This window comes from Erythrobacter oryzae (assembly GCF_030271515.1).
In the GTDB taxonomy this organism is placed as follows: Bacteria; Pseudomonadota; Alphaproteobacteria; order Sphingomonadales; family Sphingomonadaceae; genus Erythrobacter; species Erythrobacter oryzae.
On record NZ_JASCXI010000001.1, the window covers coordinates 1 to 20,271 of the forward strand.

At 67.8% G+C, this 20,271-nt stretch carries 20 protein-coding genes; 8 read left to right on the plus strand and 12 right to left on the minus strand.

Annotated elements, in window-relative coordinates:
* From PFX90_RS00005 to PFX90_RS00040, 8 genes are all read left to right on the plus strand, one after another.
* The coding region (locus PFX90_RS00005) for a hypothetical protein (RefSeq protein WP_285709044.1) at positions 1-368 on the plus strand (368 nt) is incomplete at its 5' end.
* 283 nt (positions 369-651) lie between these two features.
* Positions 652-1,020 carry a 30S ribosomal protein S13 gene (gene rpsM / locus PFX90_RS00010; protein WP_285709046.1) on the plus strand — a complete coding sequence of 123 codons (369 nt, stop codon included), beginning with the start codon at positions 652-654 and terminating at the stop codon, positions 1,018-1,020.
* A gap of 55 nt (positions 1,021-1,075) precedes the next feature.
* Positions 1,076-1,465, plus strand: coding sequence for a 30S ribosomal protein S11 (rpsK, locus tag PFX90_RS00015; RefSeq protein WP_017666383.1), 390 nt, complete (start codon positions 1,076-1,078; stop codon positions 1,463-1,465).
* A gap of 122 nt (positions 1,466-1,587) precedes the next feature.
* The gene (locus tag PFX90_RS00020) at positions 1,588-2,643 is read left to right on the plus strand and encodes a DNA-directed RNA polymerase subunit alpha (protein WP_285709048.1); all 1,056 of its coding nucleotides are present in this window, start codon (positions 1,588-1,590) and stop codon (positions 2,641-2,643) included.
* 116 nt (positions 2,644-2,759) lie between these two features.
* Positions 2,760-3,179, plus strand: coding sequence for a 50S ribosomal protein L17 (rplQ, locus tag PFX90_RS00025; protein ID WP_285709049.1), 420 nt, complete (start codon positions 2,760-2,762; stop codon positions 3,177-3,179).
* 88 nt (positions 3,180-3,267) lie between these two features.
* Positions 3,268-4,686 carry a serine hydrolase domain-containing protein gene (locus PFX90_RS00030; RefSeq protein WP_285709050.1) on the plus strand — a complete coding sequence of 473 codons (1,419 nt, stop codon included), beginning with the start codon at positions 3,268-3,270 and terminating at the stop codon, positions 4,684-4,686.
* 187 nt (positions 4,687-4,873) lie between these two features.
* Positions 4,874-5,413, plus strand: coding sequence for a hypothetical protein (locus PFX90_RS00035; protein ID WP_285709051.1), 540 nt, complete (start codon positions 4,874-4,876; stop codon positions 5,411-5,413).
* A gap of 209 nt (positions 5,414-5,622) precedes the next feature.
* Positions 5,623-6,516 carry a hypothetical protein gene (locus PFX90_RS00040; protein WP_285709053.1) on the plus strand — a complete coding sequence of 298 codons (894 nt, stop codon included), beginning with the start codon at positions 5,623-5,625 and terminating at the stop codon, positions 6,514-6,516.
* Here PFX90_RS00040 and PFX90_RS00045 read toward each other — a convergent pair.
* The 12 genes from PFX90_RS00045 to PFX90_RS00100 form a co-directional block, all read right to left on the minus strand.
* On the minus strand, positions 6,513-7,160 hold the full coding sequence (locus PFX90_RS00045; protein ID WP_285709055.1) for a trimeric intracellular cation channel family protein: 648 nt from the start codon (positions 7,158-7,160) through the stop codon (positions 6,513-6,515). The two genes, PFX90_RS00040 and PFX90_RS00045, sit on opposite strands and share 4 nt — an antisense overlap.
* Positions 7,157-7,846, minus strand: a complete 690-nt coding sequence (locus PFX90_RS00050; RefSeq protein WP_285709056.1) for a PepSY domain-containing protein — start codon at positions 7,844-7,846, stop codon at positions 7,157-7,159. Before PFX90_RS00050 ends, PFX90_RS00045 begins: the two co-directional genes overlap by 4 nt.
* Positions 7,847-7,869: 23 nt before the next feature.
* Complete coding sequence (locus PFX90_RS00055) at positions 7,870-9,213, minus strand: amidase family protein (protein WP_285709059.1); 1,344 nt, start codon at positions 9,211-9,213, stop codon at positions 7,870-7,872.
* A gap of 69 nt (positions 9,214-9,282) precedes the next feature.
* The gene (locus PFX90_RS00060; protein ID WP_285709061.1) at positions 9,283-10,098 is read right to left on the minus strand and encodes a hypothetical protein; all 816 of its coding nucleotides are present in this window, start codon (positions 10,096-10,098) and stop codon (positions 9,283-9,285) included.
* Between the two features lie 10 nt (positions 10,099-10,108).
* Positions 10,109-11,515: a dihydrolipoyl dehydrogenase gene (gene lpdA, locus PFX90_RS00065; protein WP_285709063.1), complete on the minus strand. Its 1,407-nt coding sequence runs from the start codon at positions 11,513-11,515 to the stop codon at positions 10,109-10,111.
* A gap of 98 nt (positions 11,516-11,613) precedes the next feature.
* Positions 11,614-12,837 (minus strand): 2-oxoglutarate dehydrogenase complex dihydrolipoyllysine-residue succinyltransferase, encoded by a 1,224-nt coding sequence (gene odhB / locus PFX90_RS00070; protein ID WP_285709065.1) that lies wholly within the window; start codon positions 12,835-12,837, stop codon positions 11,614-11,616.
* A 54-nt stretch (positions 12,838-12,891) separates the two neighbouring features.
* Positions 12,892-15,687, minus strand: coding sequence for a 2-oxoglutarate dehydrogenase E1 component (locus PFX90_RS00075; RefSeq protein WP_285709067.1), 2,796 nt, complete (start codon positions 15,685-15,687; stop codon positions 12,892-12,894).
* Positions 15,688-15,757: 70 nt separating this feature from the next.
* Entirely contained in the window at positions 15,758-16,648 is an 891-nt protein-coding gene (gene sucD, locus PFX90_RS00080; protein ID WP_066529861.1) for a succinate--CoA ligase subunit alpha, read from the minus strand.
* A gap of 38 nt (positions 16,649-16,686) precedes the next feature.
* Positions 16,687-17,283, minus strand: a complete 597-nt coding sequence (locus tag PFX90_RS00085; RefSeq protein WP_285709073.1) for a hypothetical protein — start codon at positions 17,281-17,283, stop codon at positions 16,687-16,689.
* Positions 17,280-18,245, minus strand: a complete 966-nt coding sequence (mdh, locus tag PFX90_RS00090) for a malate dehydrogenase (protein ID WP_285709077.1) — start codon at positions 18,243-18,245, stop codon at positions 17,280-17,282. The genes PFX90_RS00085 and mdh overlap by 4 nt, the downstream gene beginning before the upstream one ends.
* A 265-nt stretch (positions 18,246-18,510) precedes the next feature.
* Entirely contained in the window at positions 18,511-18,864 is a 354-nt protein-coding gene (locus tag PFX90_RS00095) for a hypothetical protein (protein WP_285709079.1), read from the minus strand.
* Positions 18,865-18,992: 128 nt separating this feature from the next.
* Positions 18,993-20,129 carry a cell wall hydrolase gene (locus PFX90_RS00100; RefSeq protein WP_285709081.1) on the minus strand — a complete coding sequence of 379 codons (1,137 nt, stop codon included), beginning with the start codon at positions 20,127-20,129 and terminating at the stop codon, positions 18,993-18,995.
* Positions 20,130-20,271 lie beyond the last annotated feature (142 nt).

The following is a 20,271-nucleotide window of genomic DNA, read 5'->3' on the forward strand; positions in this document are numbered from 1 at the left end:
CCGCGCCCGCGCCGGAACCGGCGGATGCTCCCGCCGCAGTGGCGCCGCCAGCGGCAGCCAAGCCTGCCAGCACCGCGCCCGCGCAGCCCTCGGCCAAGCCCGCTGCGAGCGCCGTCGCACCCAAGCCCGCGGCAGCGCCTGCGCCGGGCGCGGCCAAGCCTGCGGCAGCTCCCGCCGCGAGCGCTCCCAAGCCGGGCACGGCTCCGGCAGCGACCGCCCCGAAGTCCGCCGCCGCGCCCGCTGCATCGGCCGCCAAGCCCGCAGCGACGCCCTCGGCCACCGCTCCGAAGCCCGCGCCCAAGCCGACCCCCAAGCCCACGACCGTCGACGACGCCTTCAGCGATCTCGACGACAAGCCGGGGGCCTGAGCGCCGGGCAGGGCGCCGCGCTATCTGCTTGATGCACCGGCTGGTTTGCGCCATCGCAAGCTTTCCAAGCCAGGCGGTTGACGCTGGGCGCGAATCAGCCTATGCGCGCCGCTCATTCGACATGTTCGAAGCAAGTTCGGCAGGCATCGCCCTTGCGCGTGCCGACCGGACTTTTTGCCGTTTGCGCACCCGCGCCCGGCAGGCGGACATGGGAGTGAATGTCGCGTTGAGATAGGGGTGGCCCCTCAAGGCCCGCAAGCCCCTGTGGAGCATGGAGAAATAAGTGGCTCGTATTGCCGGGGTCAATATCCCCACCAACAAGCGCGTGATCATCGCGCTGACCTATATTCACGGTATCGGTCGTACCACCGCCGTCCAGATCGCTGACAAGCTCGGCATCGCGCACACCGCGCGCGTGCAGGACCTCTCGGACGAAGAGATCCTTCGCATCCGCGAAACCATCGACGCCGATTTCACCGTGGAAGGCGATCTGCGTCGCAACACCGCGATGAACATCAAGCGCCTGATGGACCTGCGTGCCTATCGCGGCCTGCGTCACCGTTCGGGCCTGCCCGTCCGCGGCCAGCGCACCCACACCAACGCCCGCACCCGCAAGGGCAAGGCCAAGCCCATCGCGGGCAAGAAGAAGTAAGCCGGGCCTTCGGGCTCCCGCTTTTTCCTTCTGACGAGCTAGAGGAATATAGAAAATGGCACGCGAACCAGGCCGTATCCGGCGCCGTGACAAGAAGAACATCACTAGCGGCGTTGCGCATATCAACGCCAGCTTCAACAACACCATGATCACCATCACCGACGCGCAGGGCAATGCCATCTCGTGGTCGTCGGCCGGGATGATGGGCTTCAAGGGCAGCCGCAAGTCGACTCCCTACGCCGCGCAGGTCGCCGCTGACGATGCCGGCAAGAAGGCCGCCGAACATGGCGTGCGCACCCTCGAAGTCGAGGTCAAGGGCCCGGGTTCGGGTCGTGAAAGCGCGCTCCGGGGTCTTGCAGCCGTCGGCTTCAACATTACCTCGATCCGCGACGTCACCCCGATCCCGCACAACGGGGTCCGTCCCTCCAAGCGTCGCCGCGTCTGATCCGCCGGGCTGGCGGGGGCGCGTGTCGTCTCCGCCGTCCGAACGGGTCTGATGCCGCGCCGCCGCGCCCCATCCGGCCCGCCCAAATTTGAACCGCCCACAAGGCGAATTAGGGGAAATCCATGTCCGTCAACACCAAGAACTGGCAGGAACTCAAGAAACCCAACTCCCTGGAAATCAAGGATGGCGGCGATCGTCAGCGCAAGGCGACTTTCGTGGCCGAACCGCTCGAGCGGGGCTTCGGCCTGACGCTCGGCAACGCGCTGCGCCGGGTGCTGCTTTCGAGCCTGCAGGGCGCCGCGATCACCTCGATCAAGATCGAGAACGTGCTGCACGAATTCTCGTCGCTCGCGGGCGTGCGTGAGGACGTCACCGACATCGTGCTGAACGTCAAGCAGATCGCGCTCAAGATGGAAGGCGAGGGCCCCAAGCGGCTCCAGCTTTCGGCCACCGGCCCGGGCGAAGTCCGCGCCGGCGACATCGCCGTGACCGGCGATATCGAGGTGATGAACAAGGATCTGGTGATCTGCCACCTCGATGAAGGCGCGACGCTCAACATGGAGCTCACCGCCGACACCGGCAAGGGCTACTCGCCTGCCGTCGCCAACCGTCCGGCTGACGCGCCGATCGGGCTGATCCCGGTCGACTCGCTCTACTCGCCCGTGCGTCAGGTGAGCTACAAGGTCGAGAACGCCCGCGTCGGGCAGGAGCTCGATTACGACAAGCTCTCGCTGACCGTCGAGACCGATGGCACCGTCACCCCGGAAGACGCCGTGGCCTATGCCGCGCGCATCCTTCAGGACCAGCTGACGCTGTTCGTCCACTTCGAGGACGGCATCCCGCAGCCGGTCGGCCAGATGATCGGCCACGCGGTGCAGCCGGAAGAGAGCGACGCCAACCAGCTCAACCGCTACCTCCTCAAGAAGGTGGACGAGCTCGAGCTGTCGGTGCGTTCGGCCAACTGCCTCAAGAACGACAACATCATCTACATCGGCGATCTGGTCCAGAAGACCGAAGCCGAGATGCTGCGCACGCCGAACTTCGGCCGCAAGTCGCTCAACGAGATCAAGGAAGTGCTCTCGAGCATGGGCCTGCGTCTGGGCATGGATATCCCGGGCTGGCCGCCTGAGAACATCGAGGAAATGGCAAAGAAGTTGGAACAGGAACTTCTCGGGTAAGCATTTCGGGAGCCCCTGCGAAAGCAGGGGCTCACCACATGGGCGAAGGTGGCAGCCCTGACGGCCACCAGCACTGGGCTACCTGACACGGGCCCTTTTCGAACGGAGTAATGAGAATGCGTCATGGTATTTCGGGCCGCAAGCTGGGCCGTCGCACGGGTCACCGCAACGCCTTGTTCCGCAACATGGCCGCCGCGCTGATCAAGCACGAGCAGATCAAGACCACGCTGCCCAAGGCCAAGGAACTGCGCCCCTACATCGAAAAGCTGATCACGCTGGCGAAGCGTGGCGGGTTGTCGAACCGTCGTCTGGCGATGAGCCGTCTGGGCGACGAGGCGCAGCTCAAGAAGCTCTTCGAAGTGCTCGCCGAGCGCTATGCCGACCGCGAAGGCGGCTACACCCGCGTGCTGCGCGCCGGTGTCCGCGCCGGTGACGCGGTGCAGATGGCGATCATCGAACTGGTCGACCGCGACGAGAGCGCCCACGGGCAGGACTCGGGCCCGGTCGCCTCGGAAGAAGAATACGAAGACGCGTAAGCCGCGGCTTCCACGAGACAAGGCAAGGGCCGGGGCGGGAACGCTTCCGGCCCTTTCCTTTTGCGCTGCCGCCGATAGGCTGCGCGCCATGATCCGCCAGACCCTTGCAGCGACAGCGCTGCTCCTCGCCGCTGTCCCCGCCGCCGCCCAGAACCAGCAGGAGGCGCTCGACGCACGCTACGACCGCGCGCTCGCGGCGGGCTACAAGGCGCTGATGCTGTGCGGGGCGATCACCAGCGCCGAGGCCAATGGTGCCGCGCGCACGCCCGAGAGCGTGATGCAGTGGGAGCTTACCGGCATCCAGGCTCCGCAGGCATCAGTGATCGCCGACCTGCCGTTCACCATCATCCGCAGTCCCGACGGCCTCATTGCGCGTGTCGCAGTCAGCTGGGCGGAGGACATGCCTGCAAGGATCGCGATCTACGGCGGTCCGGGAAACGGATGCGCGCTTGCGCCCATCGGTTCGGACGACGGCGCAGGCGACCCGCGCCCGCCGGTCAAGGTTGCGCCGCGCTTCGAACCCAAAGTCCTCGGCACGGTCGAGCTGCCCATGATCGAAGTCTGGAAGCCGCCGCCGCCGACCGCGCTGGACAGGGCGTTCGAAGTGGCATTCGGGGAGGGCTACGGCAAGGGACGCAGCACCGCCGTGCTGGTCAACCGCTACGACCGCGAGGGCAGACGGACCGAGGGAAGGGCTCGCTACAAGAGCGGCTTCGACGACCGGACCCCGCAGCGCACCTTCTCGGTCGCCAAGAGTATCGCGGCGACGCTGATCGGCGCGGCGGTCTATCGCGGGGAAGTGGACGTCAATGCCTCGGCGGGGCTTGGCCTCGCGGAGAATGATCCACGCCGCGCGATCACCATCGACCACCTCTTGCGCATGGCTTCCGGGCGCTATTCCGACAGGCCGGGCAATCGCACCGATCCGCTCTATTATGGCGGGGCCACCGTCGATGAAGTGGCGCTCGACTGGCCGCTGGTGAGCCCGCCGGGGAGCACCTATCGCTATGCCAACAACGACACGCTCGCCGCCGTCGCCGCGATCAAGGGCACCTTCGCCGCGCACCCTCCCGCCGAACTCTTCGCCAGGCTCGGCATGGAGGGAACCGTCGCCGAGACCGACTGGCGGGGCGATTACATCCTCTCCTCGCAGGTCTGGGCGACGGCCGACGATCTGGCGAAGCTGGGCCAGCTTTACCTCAACGACGGCAAGCTGCCTTCGGGCGAGCGCATCCTGCCCGAGGGCTGGGTGAAGTATGTCACCACCCCTAGCGGCCCTCAGCCGCCCACCGGCACCTTCGGCTATGGCGCGGGGTTCTGGCTGCTGAACAAGGAGGAGGGCGTGCCGCCCGACACCTTCGCCGCGATCGGCAATCGCGGGCAATATGTGGTGATCGTCCCCTCGCGGCAGGTGGTGATCGTGCGGCGGGGGGAGGATCCGGCGGGCTCCGGATTCGACATCGCCGCCTTCACCCGCGACGTGCTGGCGGCGCTTGCGGCCGAGTAAGTTGACATAGTCCATGCACACGCCGCTCTTGCGGGTGTGTCAACTTGCGACGAACCGTTCATCTAAAGCGCTTCTAAAATTAACAACACCTGTCATCCCGATTCAGGCAAGCCTCACGCCGAATCGCGCAAAAGGTCCTCGACGCCCCGGCAATTCCGCCAGCGGGTCGCCAAAGAGGAATGCTTCGATGACCACCAAGACCAACCGGCTGGCCTCCGGCACGATGGCCCGGCTCGCGCTCGGTGCGGTCGCTGCGACCGCGCTGACCGCCGGCTCCGTCACCCCCGCCATGGCCGACGACCGCCGTGACCGCGACGGCATCAGCGCGGGCGAGATCATTGCCGGCGCCGTGGTGATCGGCGGGATCGCCGCGCTGGCGGGAGCCTTCGACGGTGACCGCGACCGCGACCGCTGGGATTACCGCGGCGACCGCTGGGATCGCGGCGGCGGCTGGGACCGCGGTGGACGCTGGGGTATCGGCCCGCGTGCGGCGGTCGACCGCTGCGTGCGCGCCGCGGAGAACCAGGCGCGGCGCTTTGGCGGCTACCGCTATGCCGACGTGATCGACGTGCGCGACATCGACCGCACCCGTGACGGCTTCCGCGTCCGCGGCCGGATCGACGTCGGCGGCGGCTGGGGCCGCAACGACCGCGGCAGCTTCACCTGCCGGGTCGACGGCCGGGGCGCGCCCTTCATCGACTTCGACGGGATCCGCGGCCTGCGCTGATCCCTGACACGAAACCCCCTCGCGCGCGGTGTTCTGCCTTTTTCGCCGCGCGCATCCTCCCCGCCCCGCCATCGTCCACCCGGTGGCGGGGCGGCTCTTGTTCGGGGCCCCCGCGCGGTTCAGCCCAGCGCAAGCTCGGCACGGTTAGTCCTGCCGGTCATCCGGACGTTGGTGGGCGTTCGGGACCATGAACAGGAGGAACGAGCATCATGGCTCCGAAATTGCGCGTGGCTGCCGTCGCCGCCGCGCTGGCTGGCACCACCATTCTTGCCACCCCCGCTGCGGCCGCGCCGCTGACACCTGAAACCACCACATCGACCTATTTCGCGCCTTCGCGCTTCGACCCGGCTGCCGACACCGCGCAGTGGGGCTGCCGCTGGGGTTGCGGCTGGGGCAGGGGTTGGGGCGGGGGCTGGGGCCGCCGCGGTTGGCGGCGCAACCGGGTCGATGCGGGCGACGTGCTGATCGGCGTCGCGATCATCGGCGGCGCGCTCGCCATCGCCGATTTGGAGCGCCGCCGTGATCGCGAGCGCGAGGTCGTGGTGATCGACCGCGACCCGCGTTACCGCGACCGCGATGCCGATTGGGACCGCCGCGACCAGCGCCGCGATGCGCGCCGCTCGGGCTCGGCCGGCCTCGACAATGCGGTCGACATGTGTCTCGACCGGATCGAGCGCGATGTGCGGGTCGACACGGTCGACAACGTCGAGCGCACGGCGAGCGGCTGGCAGGTGACCGGCTCGATCTTCAACGGCGCGCAGTTCCGCTGCCGGATCGGCAATGACGGGCGGATCGACACGGTTGATTACGACGGCACCTTCGGCGTCAGCAGCGCGGGCGCGGACTGGAGCGAGCCGCAGGCCTTTGCCGAACAGCCCGCCGCCGGACAGTGGGACGCACAGGACTATGCCGCCGCCCGCGCCGGGCTCGGCGGGACGGTGCGCCCCGACATGGCGGTGCAGGAGACCGCGGTGCGCGGCGGCCTCGCCGTCGCTCCGGCCCGCGCGCCTGCCGCTTCCGCCGCCGCTCTGCCCGCCTATCCCGGCGGACCGATCCCGGGTGAGGTCATCCCCGAAACGCTGGAAGAGGTGAGCGGCGGCTAACCCCCGCCGCCGCGCTCGCCGTCATAGCTCGGCAGGCCCCATTCCCAGCGGATCGCGGCGCTCCGCAGCGCAAAGCCGCAGGCGAAGGCGAAGCCCCAGGTGATCTCGCCGGGCAGCCCCAGATGGGGCGCGGCGAGCATCCCCGCAACGCTCAGCGCCGAGGTGAGCGCGGCGGGGGTGACGTAGAGCTCGGGGCTCATGATGATCGAGGGGCGGCCTGCGACCACGTCGCGGATGATCCCGCCGACGCAGCCGGTGATGACGCCCATCAGCGCGGCGGGGATCGGCGGGATGCCGTAGGCGAGGGCCTTGGCGCTGCCGAGCACGGCATAGGCGGCGAGCCCCGCGCCGTCGGCATAGGCGAAGCCCTTGCCCTCCCACCAGCGCACCGGCGTGAACCACGCGATCAGCGCCGTGCCGAGGCACACGGCGGCGACCCAGGGATCGTCGATCCAGAACACCGGCGCGCGGATCAATAGGTCGCGCACCGTCCCGCCGCCGACGCCTGTCACCAGCGCGAAGAAGGCCATGGTGACGAAGGTCTGCTTGAGCCGCGCTGCCAGCACCGCACCCGACAGCGCGAAGAGCGCGATGCCGGCAAGGTCGAGCAGGTCGAGGATCGGGGTGAGGACGGTGGGGGTCATGCGGCGGAAGGCCGCGCCTTGCGTCGGCGGAACATCAGCACGCAGCCGATCAGCGCTCCGGTGAGCGAGAGGGCGGCGAAGAGGATCAGCACAGGGTGGCTGGTATCCTCGCGCTCCGAGAGGTCCATGATGTGCAGGCCCCAGGCAAAATCGAAGGCGCGCCACCAGCGCGTGCGCACCGCCTCGATCTCGCCAGTGTCGCGCCCGACATATACATTGGTGCCATCGGCGAGCTGGACTTGCCACACCGCGACCGGGCGGCGGAAATCGAAGGGCGTCTTGTCGGCGGGGAAGAGCGTGACGCGTGCCGCCTTGTCGCCCCCTGTGATCCGCGCGGCGACCAGCGCGCGTGCGGCGGCGGCATCGAGCGGCGGGATCGCGGCACCGGTTGCGAAGTCGACCCGCCGCGTCTCACCCTTGAGGCCCGTGAGGATCGCCACCGCGCGGCCATCCTGCATGACGACGCGCATCTCCCTGAGCGCGGTGCCCGGCCCGGCCAGCGTGCTTCCCGGTAGCGCCAGCGGGACAGGATCGGCCTTCACCCGCAGATGCTCGCCGCGCACCTCTTCGATCGGGCGCGAGACCATGAACAGGCCGGTCGCCAGCCACATGGCGATCGGCACGCCGACCAGCCAGCCGAGCCAGATGTGCCAACGGGCAAGCGTGCGCATGGAGAGAAGCTTCATCCTCGCGCCATGACGAAGCCCGCCTAGCTGTGCAAGATGTTCCCGATCGCCTCGGCCGCCGCGATGCAATCGAGGTCGCTCCAGCGCGGGCCGATGACCTGCATCCCGCAAGGGAGCTCGGCGCCGAGATAGTTGCCGGAGCCGATGGGCAGCACGGTCGAGGGCAAGCCGGGGAAGGTTGCCATCCCCGACCACACAAGCCCGCAGCTGCCCGGCTCCTCCTTGCCATCGATCATAAGCTTGCCCCGGAACACCGCCTGCTCGCTGTGCGGCACCGCCAGCACCGGGGCGGGCGGCGCGAGGACGAAGTCGTAGGTTTCGAACAGGGCCTCCCACTCGGCGATGCAGGCGGCCTGCGCGTTCATCAGCGCGAACCAGTCCGAGGCGGTGGCGCGGGTGCCGTCGGGGGCGGGCGCGCCGCCTGACATGGCGATGTTCATCATCTTGAGATAGCTGCGATAATGCCGCGCCTGATCGGGCAGCAGATCGCTCGCCCGATCAATCCGCACCCCGGCGCGGGCGAGGGTCTCCAGCGCCGCCTCGGTCGGCCCCAGCACGGATCCATCGACCGGCGCGCCGGGGAGCGACGTGATCGCCAGCAGGCGGCATTCGGCTAGCGGCTTGGTCCGGCGGCGCAGCGGGACTTCGGCCCCGACTTCGACCAGCACGGCAAGGTCCTGCGGGTTGCGCGCCAGCGGCCCGGCGATGCTCAGCGGGCCGTCGGCTGCGGCGAGGAAGCCCTCGCGCCGCGACTGGCCGGGAAAGTCATGGCCGTGCTTGGGGACGAGGCCCCAGGTGGTCTTGTGCCCCCACACCCCGCAGAAATGCGCCGGCACGCGCACCGATCCGCCGATATCGGTGCCGTAATCGCACGGCACCATGCCGCTCGCCACGGCAGCCGCGCTCCCGCCCGAAGAGCCGCCGGGGGAGCGATCATGGTTGTGCGGGTTGCTGGTGCGGCCATAGACCGGGTTGAAACTCTGCCAGTCGGTGAGATCGACCGGCACGTTGGTCTTGCCGATGATGATCGCCCCCGCCGCCTTCAGCCGCCGCACCAGCAGCGCGTCCCTGGGGGCGACCTGGTCCTTGAACTGCGGGTGCCCCCAGGTGGTGGGGAGCCCGGCGACGTCGAAGCTTTCCTTGATCGTCATCGGCACGCCGAACAGCGGCTGGCCGAGCGGCCGCGGGGCATTGTCCATCGCCCGCGCGGTCTCGCAGGCGCGCCCGAAATCGGGGACGGCGATGGCGTCGATCTCGGCATCGAGGCGGCCGGCGCGGGTGATCGCGGCATCGACCGCCTCGGCGACACTGAGCTTGCGCGTGCGAATCGCGAGCGCGGTCGCCAGCGCGCCGGCTTTGTCGGTCAATTGCGGATAGGCCATGCGTGAATTCTCCCCTTGAAGGGAGGTCTAGGCAATGCGGCCGGAGGGATCAATTCACGCGTGCCGCGCTGTCCCCGCCGCGCTCAGGGCGAGGGCGAGGCCGAGGATCGGCGAGGCGCCGTAGCCGATCAGCGGGAAGGGGAAGGGGGCAAGGCAGGCCATGACGCCGAGCGTCACCAGCAGCGCGGCGAGCGCGGTGGCCTCGGTCCGGGGCAGAGGGGCGGCGTGCAGCAGCAGCGCAGGCGCGGCGAGGAACAGCAGCGCGCCCAGCAGCAGCGCCGCGGGCGGGGCGGCGTACCAGATCTGCGCGAGGACGCCCTCGGTGAAAAGCTGCGGTTCGAGCGTCCCGCGGCCGAAGTTCACCGCCGCAAGGCCCAAGGCGGCGAGGGCTACCATGGTGAAGCCGACCGAGCGGTGGGTGATCGCGAACACCGCGCTCGCCGCCGCCAGCCCTGCGAGCATGGCGGCATCGGGTTGGAGCGCGAGCGCTACGATCGCCGCGCCAAGCAGCGGCGGGCCCGCGCGGGGGCTTTGCGACGCGAGCACCACCACCAGCGGCAGCAGCAGCGCGCCTGAATGCAGCAGCACCGGCCCTGCGGGAAGCCAGCGGCTCACCCCGCCCACCTCGGGGCCGATCAGCACGGGGAGGAAGAGGAGCGCCGCGCCGAGGGCCGCAAGGCCGAGGCGCGCTTTCGGCCCCGACGGCAGTCGCCCGAAGGCCGCCCACAGGGCTCCCGCCACCAGCGCGCCCGCGTTGATCGCGATCAGCCGCAAGGGCGCACCGAAAGCGGCGAGGTAGGCGAGCCCGCCGAGCGCGGGCACGGCCAGGGGCAGAACGAGGCGCCAGCGATCCGCGAAAGGCGCGCTCACCTTGCTCGCATCACATGTGGATCGGCTTGCCCGTCACCGCCATCGCCGCTTCCTTGAAGGCCTCGGCGTGGGTGGGGTGGGCGTGGCAGGTGTAGGCGATGTCTTCCGAGGTCGCGCCGAATTCCATCGCCTGCGCTGCCTGTGCGATCATCGTGCCTGCGAGGCTGTTGATCATCCACACGCCGACCACGCGGTCGGTCGCGGCGTCCGCGATCACCTTGACGAAGCCGTCGGTGTCGCGGTTGGCCTTGGCGCGGCTGTTGGCCATCATCGGGAACTTGCCGACCTTGACCGCGAGGCCGCGCTCCTTGGCCTGTTCCTCGGTGATGCCGACGCCCGCGATTTCCGGCGCAGTATAGACGACGCTCGGGATCACATCGTGGTTCACGATGCCGGTGAGGCCCGCAATGTTCTCGGCGACCGCAATGCCCTCGTCCTCGGCCTTGTGGGCGAGCATCGGGCCGGGAACGACGTCGCCGATCGCCCAGATGCCGGGGACGGCGGTGGCGAAATCGTGATCGATCTCGATCTGGCCGCGGTTGTTGACGCTGAGGCCCGCCTTTTCGAGCGCGAGGCCATCGGTGTTGGCGCGGCGGCCGATTGCGACCAGCACGTGGCTGGCGGTGACGCTCGTGGCTTCGCCGCCCGCAGCGGGTTCGACGGTGAGGGTGACGGTCTTGCCGTCTACCTTCGCGCCGGTGACCTTCTGGCCGAGCATCATCGCCATGCCCTGCTTCTTGAAGATTTTCTGCGCTTCCTTGCGCACCTCGCCGTCCATGCCGGGGAGCAGCTGGTCGAGGAACTCGATCACGGTGACCTTGGCGCCGAGACGCCGCCAGACCGAGCCCAGCTCCAGCCCGATCACCCCGCCGCCGATCACCACGAGGTGCTCGGGCACTTCATCGAGATCGAGCGCGCCGGTGCTGTCGACGATCCGCTTCGCGGCGTTGTCGACCGGCACGCCGGGGAGCGGCATGACGGAAGAGCCGGTGGCGATGACGATGTCCTTGGCGGTGACCTTTTCGGCCGCGACGCTGACGGTGTGCGCGTCTTCGAACGCCGCATGGCCCTTGAGCCAGGTGACCTTGTTCTTCTTGAACAGGAACTCGATTCCGCCGGTGAGCTCGCCCACGGCCTTTGTCTTCTCGGCCATCATCTTGCCGAGGTCCAAAGTCGGGGTCGCGGTGATGCCCCAGGTGGCGAAATGGCCGTTCTTCGCCTCGTCGAACAGCTCCGATCCGTGGAGCAGCGCCTTAGAGGGGATGCACCCGACATTGAGGCAGGTGCCGCCCAGCGTCGCGCGCGATTCCACGCAAGCCGTCTTCAGCCCGAGCTGCGCCGCGCGGATCGCCGCGACATAACCGCCGGGGCCGGCACCGATGACAAGGACGTCGTAATCGTAGGAATGGTCAGCCATTATTTTCTCCGTCGCCCCGGCCAAAGCTGGGGTCTTGAGCGTCAAAGGGCAAGCCGTGCCGCCCTAGGCCCCAGCTTTCGCTGGGGTGACGGTCAAACTTAAAGGTCGATCAGCATCCGGGTGGGATCCTCGATCGCTTCCTTGATGATCTTCAATGCGGTCACCGCCTCGCGCCCGTCGATCAGGCGGTGGTCGTAGGAGAGCGCGAGATACATCATCGGGCGGATCACGATCTGGCCATTGCGGACCACCGGACGATCCTCGATGCGGTGGAGGCCCAGCACCGCGCTCTGCGGCGGGTTGATGATCGGGGTGCTCATCAGACTTCCGAACACGCCGCCGTTCGAGATGGTGAAGGTACCGCCGGTCATGTCTTCCATCGTCAGCGTGCCCGCCTTCGCGCGCGCGCCGAAATCGGCGATGTCCTGCTCGATCCGGGCAAAGCCCTTCTTGTCGGCGTCACGGATCACGGGGACGACGAGGCCGTTCGGCGCGCTGACCGCGACCGAGATGTCGACATAGTCGTGGTAGATGATCTCGTCGCCGTCGATATAGGCGTTGACCGCGGGGACGTCCTTCAGCGCGAGGCAGGCGGCCTTGGCGAAGAAGCCCATGAAGCCGAGGCGGATGTCGTGCTTCTTGGCGAAGAGGTCCTTGTACTTGTCGCGCGCTTCGATGACCGCGCTCATGTCGACATCGTTGAAGGTGGTGAGGAGCGCTGCGGTGTCCTGCGCGCTCTTCAGCCGCTTGGCGATGGTCTGGCGCATGCGGGTCATCTTGACCCGCTCTTCACCGCGCGCGCCGCCGGTCGCCACGGGGGCGGCGGGAGCGGGGGCAGGGGTCGGGGCAGGGGCAGGCGCGGGGCCCTTGGCCTTGGCTTCGGCGGCGGCGAGGACGTCTTCCTTGGTCAGGCGGCCATCCTTGCCGGTGCCCTTAATGGTCGAGGGGTCGACCCCGTGTTCGAGCACCGCGCGGCGCACCGCGGGCGACATGGTCTGGGCGGGGGTGAGCAGTTCTTCCGAAGCCGCCGGGGCGGGGGCCGCGTCAGCCTTCGCGGCGGCGGGGGCCGGGGCAGGCGCGCTCGCACCGTCCTCGATGATCGCGATCACCGCGCCGACTTCCACGGTGTCGCCCACCGCGACCACGTGCTGCGACATGACCCCTGCGACAGGCGAGGGCACGTCGACGGCGACCTTGTCGGTCTCGAGGCTGGCGATGGGTTCATCGACCGCAACCGCTTCGCCGGGCTGCTTGAGCCATTCGGCAATCGTGCCTTCGGTGACGGATTCGCCGAGGACGGGGACTTTGATTTCGGTAGCCATTGGAACGGGTTCCTGCGTAAATCTGAATATCGGTGTGAAGAAAGGGTGCGGCCGTCAGAGCCCCAGCGCAGCGGCGACGAGCGCCTCCTGCTGGGCCTTGTGGCGGCTGGCGAGGCCCGTCGCGGGCGAGGCCGAGGCGTCGCGCCCGGCATAGATCGGCCGCATTCCGGCATGGCCCGCCTTGGTCAGCGATTCTTCGATCCGCTCGTTGACGAAGAACCACGCGCCGTTGTTGCGCGGCTCTTCCTGGCACCACACGACCTCCTTGAGGTTCGTCATGCGCTCCAACCGGAGCGCCAGCGGATCGCCGGGGAAGGGGAAGAGCTGCTCGATGCGCACGATCGAGATGTCCTCGATCCCCGCCGCATCGCGCGCTTCGATCAGGTCATAGGCGACCTTGCCCGAACACAGCACCAGCCGCTTGACCTTGTCGTCAGCGATGGTCTTGGTGTCCGACATGATCCGCCGGAACTGCCGGTCGCCGAGGAAGTCCGCCTTGGCGCTCTTGGCCAGCGGGTGGCGCAGCAGCGACTTGGGGCTCATGATGACGAGCGGCTTCCTGAAGCTGCGGAGCATCTGGCGGCGCAGCAGGTGGAAGTAGTTGGCCGGCACGGTGACGTTGCACACGCACATGTTGTCGTCGGCGCACAGCTGCAAGAAGCGCTCGAGCCGCGCCGAGGAGTGTTCCGGGCCCTGACCTTCATAACCATGCGGCAGCAGCATCACGAGGCCGTTGGCGCGCAGCCACTTGCTCTCGCCGCTGGCGATATACTGGTCGATCATGATCTGCGCGCCGTTGGCGAAGTCGCCGAACTGGCCTTCCCACAGCACGAGGCTCTTGGGATCGGCCATCGCGAAACCATACTCGAAGCCGAGCACGCCGTATTCGGAGAGCGTCGAATCGTGCACCTCGAACTTGCCGTGGGGCAGCGTGCTGAGCGGCACGTATTTGCGTTCCGACTTCTGGTCGACCCACACCGCATGACGCTGCGAGAAGGTGCCGCGGCCCGAATCCTGCCCCGACAGGCGCACCCCGTAGCCTTCCATCACGAGGCTGCCGAAAGCCAATGCCTCGGCGGTCGCCCAGTCGAAGCCCTCGCCGGAAGCGAACATCTCGCGCTTGGCGGCGAGCACGCGGTCGAGCGTCTTGTGGATCTCGAGATCGGCGGGGACTTCGGTCAGCACCCGGCCGAGCGCGTCGAAGGTCTTGGGCTCGATCGCGGTCTCGACCGAGCGGCGCGCGGTCTCCGGGTCAGCGGGCTTGTTGAGCCCGGCCCAGCGGCCGCCGAACCAGTCGGCTTCGTTGGCCTTGTAGCTCTTGCCGGCTTCGAACTCGGCTTCGAGCAGCGCGGTGAATTCGGCCGCGATCTTCTCGCGCGTGCCGGGCTCGACCACCCCCTCGCGGATCAGGCGCGCTTCGTATGACACGCTGACCTTGGGATGCTGGCCGATCTTGCCATACATCACCGGCTGGGTGAACTTGGGCTCGTCACCCTCGTTGTGGCCGAAGCGGCGGTAGCACCACATGTCGATCACGACATCGCGGTGGAAGGTCTGGCGGTATTCGACCGCGAGCTTGCAGGCGAAGGTCACCGCCTCGGGATCGTCGCCGTTGACGTGGAGGATCGGCGCCATCACGCCCTTGGCGACGTCGCTCGGGTAGGGCGAGGAGCGCGCGAACTTGGGCGAGGTGGTGAAGCCGATCTGGTTGTTGATGATGAAGTGGACGCAGCCGCCGGTGTCGTAGCCGGGCACGCCCGAGAGCGAGAGGCTCTCCCACACCACGCCCTGCCCCGCGAAGGCGGCGTCGCCGTGGATCAGCACGGGGAGCACCTGGTCCTTCTTCTTCAGGTCATCGCGGATCGCCTGCTGCGCGCGGGTTTTGCCCAGCACCACCGGGTTCACCGTTTCAAGGTGCGAGGGGTTGGGCACGAGGCTCATGTGCACCGAGATCCCGTCGAACTCGCGGTCGGTCGAGGTGCCGAGGTGATACTTCACGTCGCCGCTGCCGCCCACGTCATCGGGGTTGGCCGAGCCGCCGGAGAATTCGTGGAAGATCACGCGGTAGGGCTTGGCCATCACGTTGGCGAGCACGTTCAGACGCCCGCGGTGGGCCATGCCGTAGATGATCTCGCGCACGCCCGCGCTGCCGCCGTGCTTGATGACGGCTTCCAATGCCGGGATCATCGATTCCCCGCCATCGAGGCCGAAGCGCTTGGTGCCGACATACTTCTTGGCGAGGAATTCCTCGTAGCCTTCCCCGCGCAGCACGGCGGCGAGGATCGCCTTCTTGCCTTCGGGGGTGAACTGGATCGTCTCACCCGGCTTTTCGAACTTGTCCTGAAGGAAGCGGCGTTCCTCGGTGTCGGCGATGTGCATGTATTCGAGGCCGACCTTGCCGCAGTACACTTCGCGCAGGCGCTGGTGGAGCTTGCCCACCGTGGTCCACTCCATGCCGAGCACGCCGCCGACATAGACGTCCTCGTTCTCTTTGCCCGCAAGGCCGTGCCATTCGAGCGTGAGGTCAGCAGGGCCCTCGCGGTTGCTGAGGCCGAGCGGATCGAGGTCCGCCGCCATGTGCCCGCGCACACGGTAAAGGCGCACCAGCGTCATCGCCGCGATCGAGAGCTTGGCGGCCTTTTCGACCGCTGCCGGATCGGAGGCCTTGCCCGCGTCCTTCGCCGCCTTGGCGACCGCGAGCTTCATCTCGGTCGGGTCCATCGCCGCGGTCAGGTCCGCGCCGCTATCGGCCAGAGTGTCGAGCCAGCCGCGCTTCGCCCACGAGGGGCCGGGCTGCGGGCCTTCCTGATCGGTGAAGGCGGGGAGGAAGTTCTGCGGTTCGTTGCCCATCGGGGGGACTCCTGGGGAGGAGGAAGGATGATCCCCCGCGTTAGGGCGCGGGGGACCGGTAGTCGTTAACTCAGGCGTTTTCTTTCAGCATCGCGGCCAGCGTCTCGCCGAGCAGCGAGGGCGAGGGCGAGACGCGGATGCCGGCATCTTCCATCGCCGCGATCTTGTCCTCGGCGCCGCCCTGGCCGCCCGAGACGATGGCGCCGGCGTGGCCCATGCGGCGGCCCGGAGGGGCGGTGCGCCCGGCGATGAAGCCGACCATCGGCTTCTTGCGGCCCTTGGCGGCTTCGGCCTTGATGAAGGCGGCGGCTTCTTCTTCCGCGCTGCCGCCGATTTCGCCGATCATGATGATGCTCTCGGTTTCCGGATCGTCGAGGAACAGGTCGAGCACGTCGATGAAGTTCGTGCCGTTGACCGGGTCGCCGCCGATGCCGACCGCAGTGGTCTGGCCGAGGCCCGCCATCGTGGTCTGGTGCACGGCTTCATAGGTGAGCGTGCCCGAGCGGCTGACGATGCCGACCGAGCCCTTCTTGAAGATGTTGGCCGGCATGATGCCGATCTTGCACTCGTTCGGCGTCAGCACGCCGGGGCAGTTGGGGCCGATCAGCCGCGACTTCGAGCCCGCGAGCGCGCGCTTGGCGCGGACCATGTCGAGCACCGGGATGCCTTCGGTGATGCAGATGATGAGTTCGATCTCGGCATCGATCGCCTCGCAGATCGCATCGGCAGCGAACGGCGGCGGCACGTAGATGCACGAGGCGGTCGCCCCGGTCGCGGCCTTGGCCTCGCGCACGGTGTCATACTGCGGCAGGCCGATATGGGTGGTGCCGCCCTTGCCAGGGGTCACGCCCGCAACCATCTGCGTCCCGTAATCGAGCGCGGCCTGGGTGTGGAAGGTGCCGGTGTTGCCGGTCATCCCCTGGGTGATGACCTTGGTGTCTTTGTTTACGAGGATGCTCATTCGATAATTCCTTTATTTAATCTCGGACACGCGGCTATCTAGTCACTGCACCAACCGGCAGATTTTCCGAAATGGTCGACACCCCATTTCTCAACAGTAGGCATGATGTTGCCGCCGTGCTCATCACTGAAACTGAATTCCACTGTAGATTTAGGCAAAAAATCATTGAATGGACCGAAGGCCTCAGTTGGCAAGGACCAATCTTCCGTCCTGGTATGACGCGATAAATACCGCTCGTAGTCTGCCTTGGATCGGCCAGACATGCTTTGAAAGCCTAGGCCCCATTGATTGGGATACTCATTCCTTCGAATCTTGGCCGCAATTTGTGTGAACACGTTTATGTCGTCATTGCCCAAATATTTGGCGAAATCCGGATTAAGAGAATCACCAGTAACCCATCCTGCCAACTGGAAACTAACGGCCGACAGGTGCGGTCCTGGCCTTAACATCATCCAAAAAAGTACCTCGGTGCCCCAATCCCAGTTCCAATGGATGACTGAGTGATGCAAAAGTGGCGGATCAGCATGCTCAGAAAGCCAGGCAATCTGCTCTTCACTGCTGCTCCCGCAAACCGGCTTTGCGTTATAAATCCAGTGGCTACGAATTTCCAGGAACTCGTGATCTGAAGTCGTCATGAGGCCAGCGAGCCATCCAGCGCCTTGCACGCTTCGAGCAGTTCCTTGACCGCGTCGACGCTGACCTGGAGGTTGGCCTTCTCTTCGTCAGTGAGGTTGATCTCGATCACCTCTTCCGCGCCGCCTGCGCCGATCACCACCGGCACGCCGACATAGAGCCCGTCGACGCCGTACTTGCCGTCAACCTGCACCGCGCAGGGCAGGATGCGCTTCTGGTCGTAGAGATAGGCTTCGGCCATCGAAATGGCGCTGGTGGCGGGCGCGTAGAAGGCCGAGCCGGTCTTGAGCAGCGCGACGATCTCGCCGCCGCCCGAGCGGGTGCGCTGGACGATCTCGCCGAGGCGCGCTTCGGAGATGCCCTTGATCTTCGCCATGTCGGCAACCGGAATGCCGTTGATGGTCGAGTAGGACAGCACCGGCACCATCGTGTCGCCGTGGCCGCCGAGCACGAAGGCGTTCACGTCCTTGACGCTGACGCCGAATTCCCACGCGAGGAAGGTGGCGAAGCGCGCCGAGTCCAGCACGCCGGCCATGCCGACGACCTTGTTGGCGGGGAGGCCCGAGAACTCGCGCAGCGCCCAGACCATCGCGTCGAGCGGGTTGGTGATGCAGATCACGAAGGCGTCGGGGCAGTTGTCGCGGATGCCTTCGCCGACCGCCTTCATCACCTTGAGGTTGATGCCGAGGAGGTCATCGCGGCTCATGCCGGGCTTGCGCGCGACGCCCGCGGTGACGATCACCACGTCGGCGCCGGCGATGTCGGCATAGTCGTTAGAGCCGGTGATGGAGGCATCGAAGCCCTCGACCGGACCGCACTGCGAGAGGTCCAGCGCCTTGCCCTGCGGAATGCCCTCGGCCACGTCGAACAGGACGATGTCGCCCAGGCCCTTGAGTGCTGCGAGGTGTGCGAGCGTGCCGCCGATATTGCCGGCGCCGACGAGGGCGATCTTCTTGCGGGCCATTGCTAGGACTTCCTTCCCTGATCCTCGGGACGAAGCGATGAAGCGCGCGTGAACAAGCCTGGCGCCGGTGCCGGCCCCCGTCCCAAGCGACCGGGCACCCGTTACAAGAGGCGCGGTAGGCCGCTGAAAAGGGGATTGCAACCGTCAAAAGGTCGTAAATGGCAACTATCTTTGCAAACAGTTCGCAATTGCAATAATGCCTCGGTTCAACCCCTCAGGGGAACTGCGTAGCGCTGCTACCGTAAGGGAAGGGGCCCCGCGCGCGTCAAGCGGGCTCGAGCACCCGGCTCGCGCGCTCTGCCAGCCGGCGATCGAACATCTGCGTGATCGCGAGCCAGCGGTCTTGTCCATTCGCATCGCCGCGTGTGCGCGCCTCGGCCGCCAGATCGACCGCGACTTCGGCAGCGGCCAGCCCGTGCACCGCGAAATGGCGCAGGGCGTCGGTCAGCAGCGGATCGAAGGCCACCCCCGCCGGGGCGAGTTCGCTCCCCGGGCAGCGCCCAAGCTGCAAGTTGTCGTTCGCCGCGCGCGCCAGCACCGGAGCGATCAGCCCGCGCCCCGCAGCGCGCCAGCCCAGACGCCGGGCAGGGTGATTGGCGGAGGCGAACCGGACGGACATTGAGCGGGTTTCCTGCTTGTTGGCCAGCGCAACAAAGTGACGCGGGCGGGTCACAAAGCTTTAGCCGCGCGGGCCTAAGGCTTGGTGTGACAACAGGGTTTCGCGGGGCTTAACCATGCCCTCCCGCCTTATGGGGCGGGCGTTTTCCCGGGGCCGGGCTGGGCCTTCCACTGCCCGGCGCGGGCATATTCGGGCTTGACCGAGCCGGTGCCGGAGACGGGCTCGCTGGGTGCCGCAGGCGCCGTGGCAGCGCCCGGCTTGGGGGCGGGGACTGGGGCGGGGGCCAGATCATTGCCGATCACCGGCGCGATCGCGACCGGCGGACCCGCCGGAACGATCGGCCCGGCGCCCGGCGGCGGCGGCGTGGTGCGCCCGCTCACGACCGGCTCGAACCCGGCATAGCCGCCCCGGAACGCCGCCGCCGATCCGCTCGCCCCGCGGGTGCGGTAGAAGCGGTGCGCGCCGATCGTGCCGATGTGGTCGAGGCTCGAGGCCCAATAGGGATTGACCCAGAGCGTGTGGTAATGCGTCGCGAGGCCCACCGGCGCATAGACGCTGCCGTTCAGCGCTTCATCCGCGATGCGCTGCGCCCGCGCCCAGCTCATGCCGGAAGGCCGCCGCGCGAGGCTGCCGTCGCAGGTGAAGGTGAACTGGCACCCGGTCGAGCGCTCCGAGCCCTGGTAAACCACCCCGCACACCGAATTGGGCCAGGACGGGTGGGCGACGCGGTTGAGCACCACCTGCGCCACCGCGCGCTGCCCGGCCTCGCTCTCGTTCGCGGCCTCGTACCACACGGCCTGCGCGAGGCATTCCGAGGCGCGCAGATGGGAGATGCCGGTGCCGGGCATGTAAAAGGGCTTGGCCGCCGCGCCGACATCGATCAGCGCGCCCAGCTCGCGCCCGCTTTCCGCGCCGGTCGCGAGCGGATCGTCGGTCGGCAGCGCGACGAGGGCGGTGCCGGCGGGGTCGGCCATGTAGAAATAGGCCGAGCCGGGGAAGCTCATGCCAGGCCGCTCGAAGGGCAGCGCGGCCTCGGCGGCCTGACGGGTGGCGAGCGCGGCGGAGCTTTCGACCGCAGGGCCGGGCAGCTGGCCGACATTGCCGGTGGCGGCCATCGCCGGGACAGTGATCGCGGCGAGCAGCACCGCGAGGCGCTTCTTCGCGGTCTTGGAGAAGCGGCCGATCGGCGGCAGCGCCCAGCCTCGCCGCGCGCGCGGGACGACATTGCCCGAGGTATCGACGAAGAATGTGCGCTGGCGGGCCATGGTCGGCTCCGCTTACGCGCGGGCACGCGACGGGGCGAGCGCGGGGCGGGTCGGCGTCCCGTTTCCGGACACTCAGGGAGTGCGGGTTAAGGCGTTGCGCGCGAAGGCCTGCCGCCCTATCGCCTGTCGTCACGGGATATGG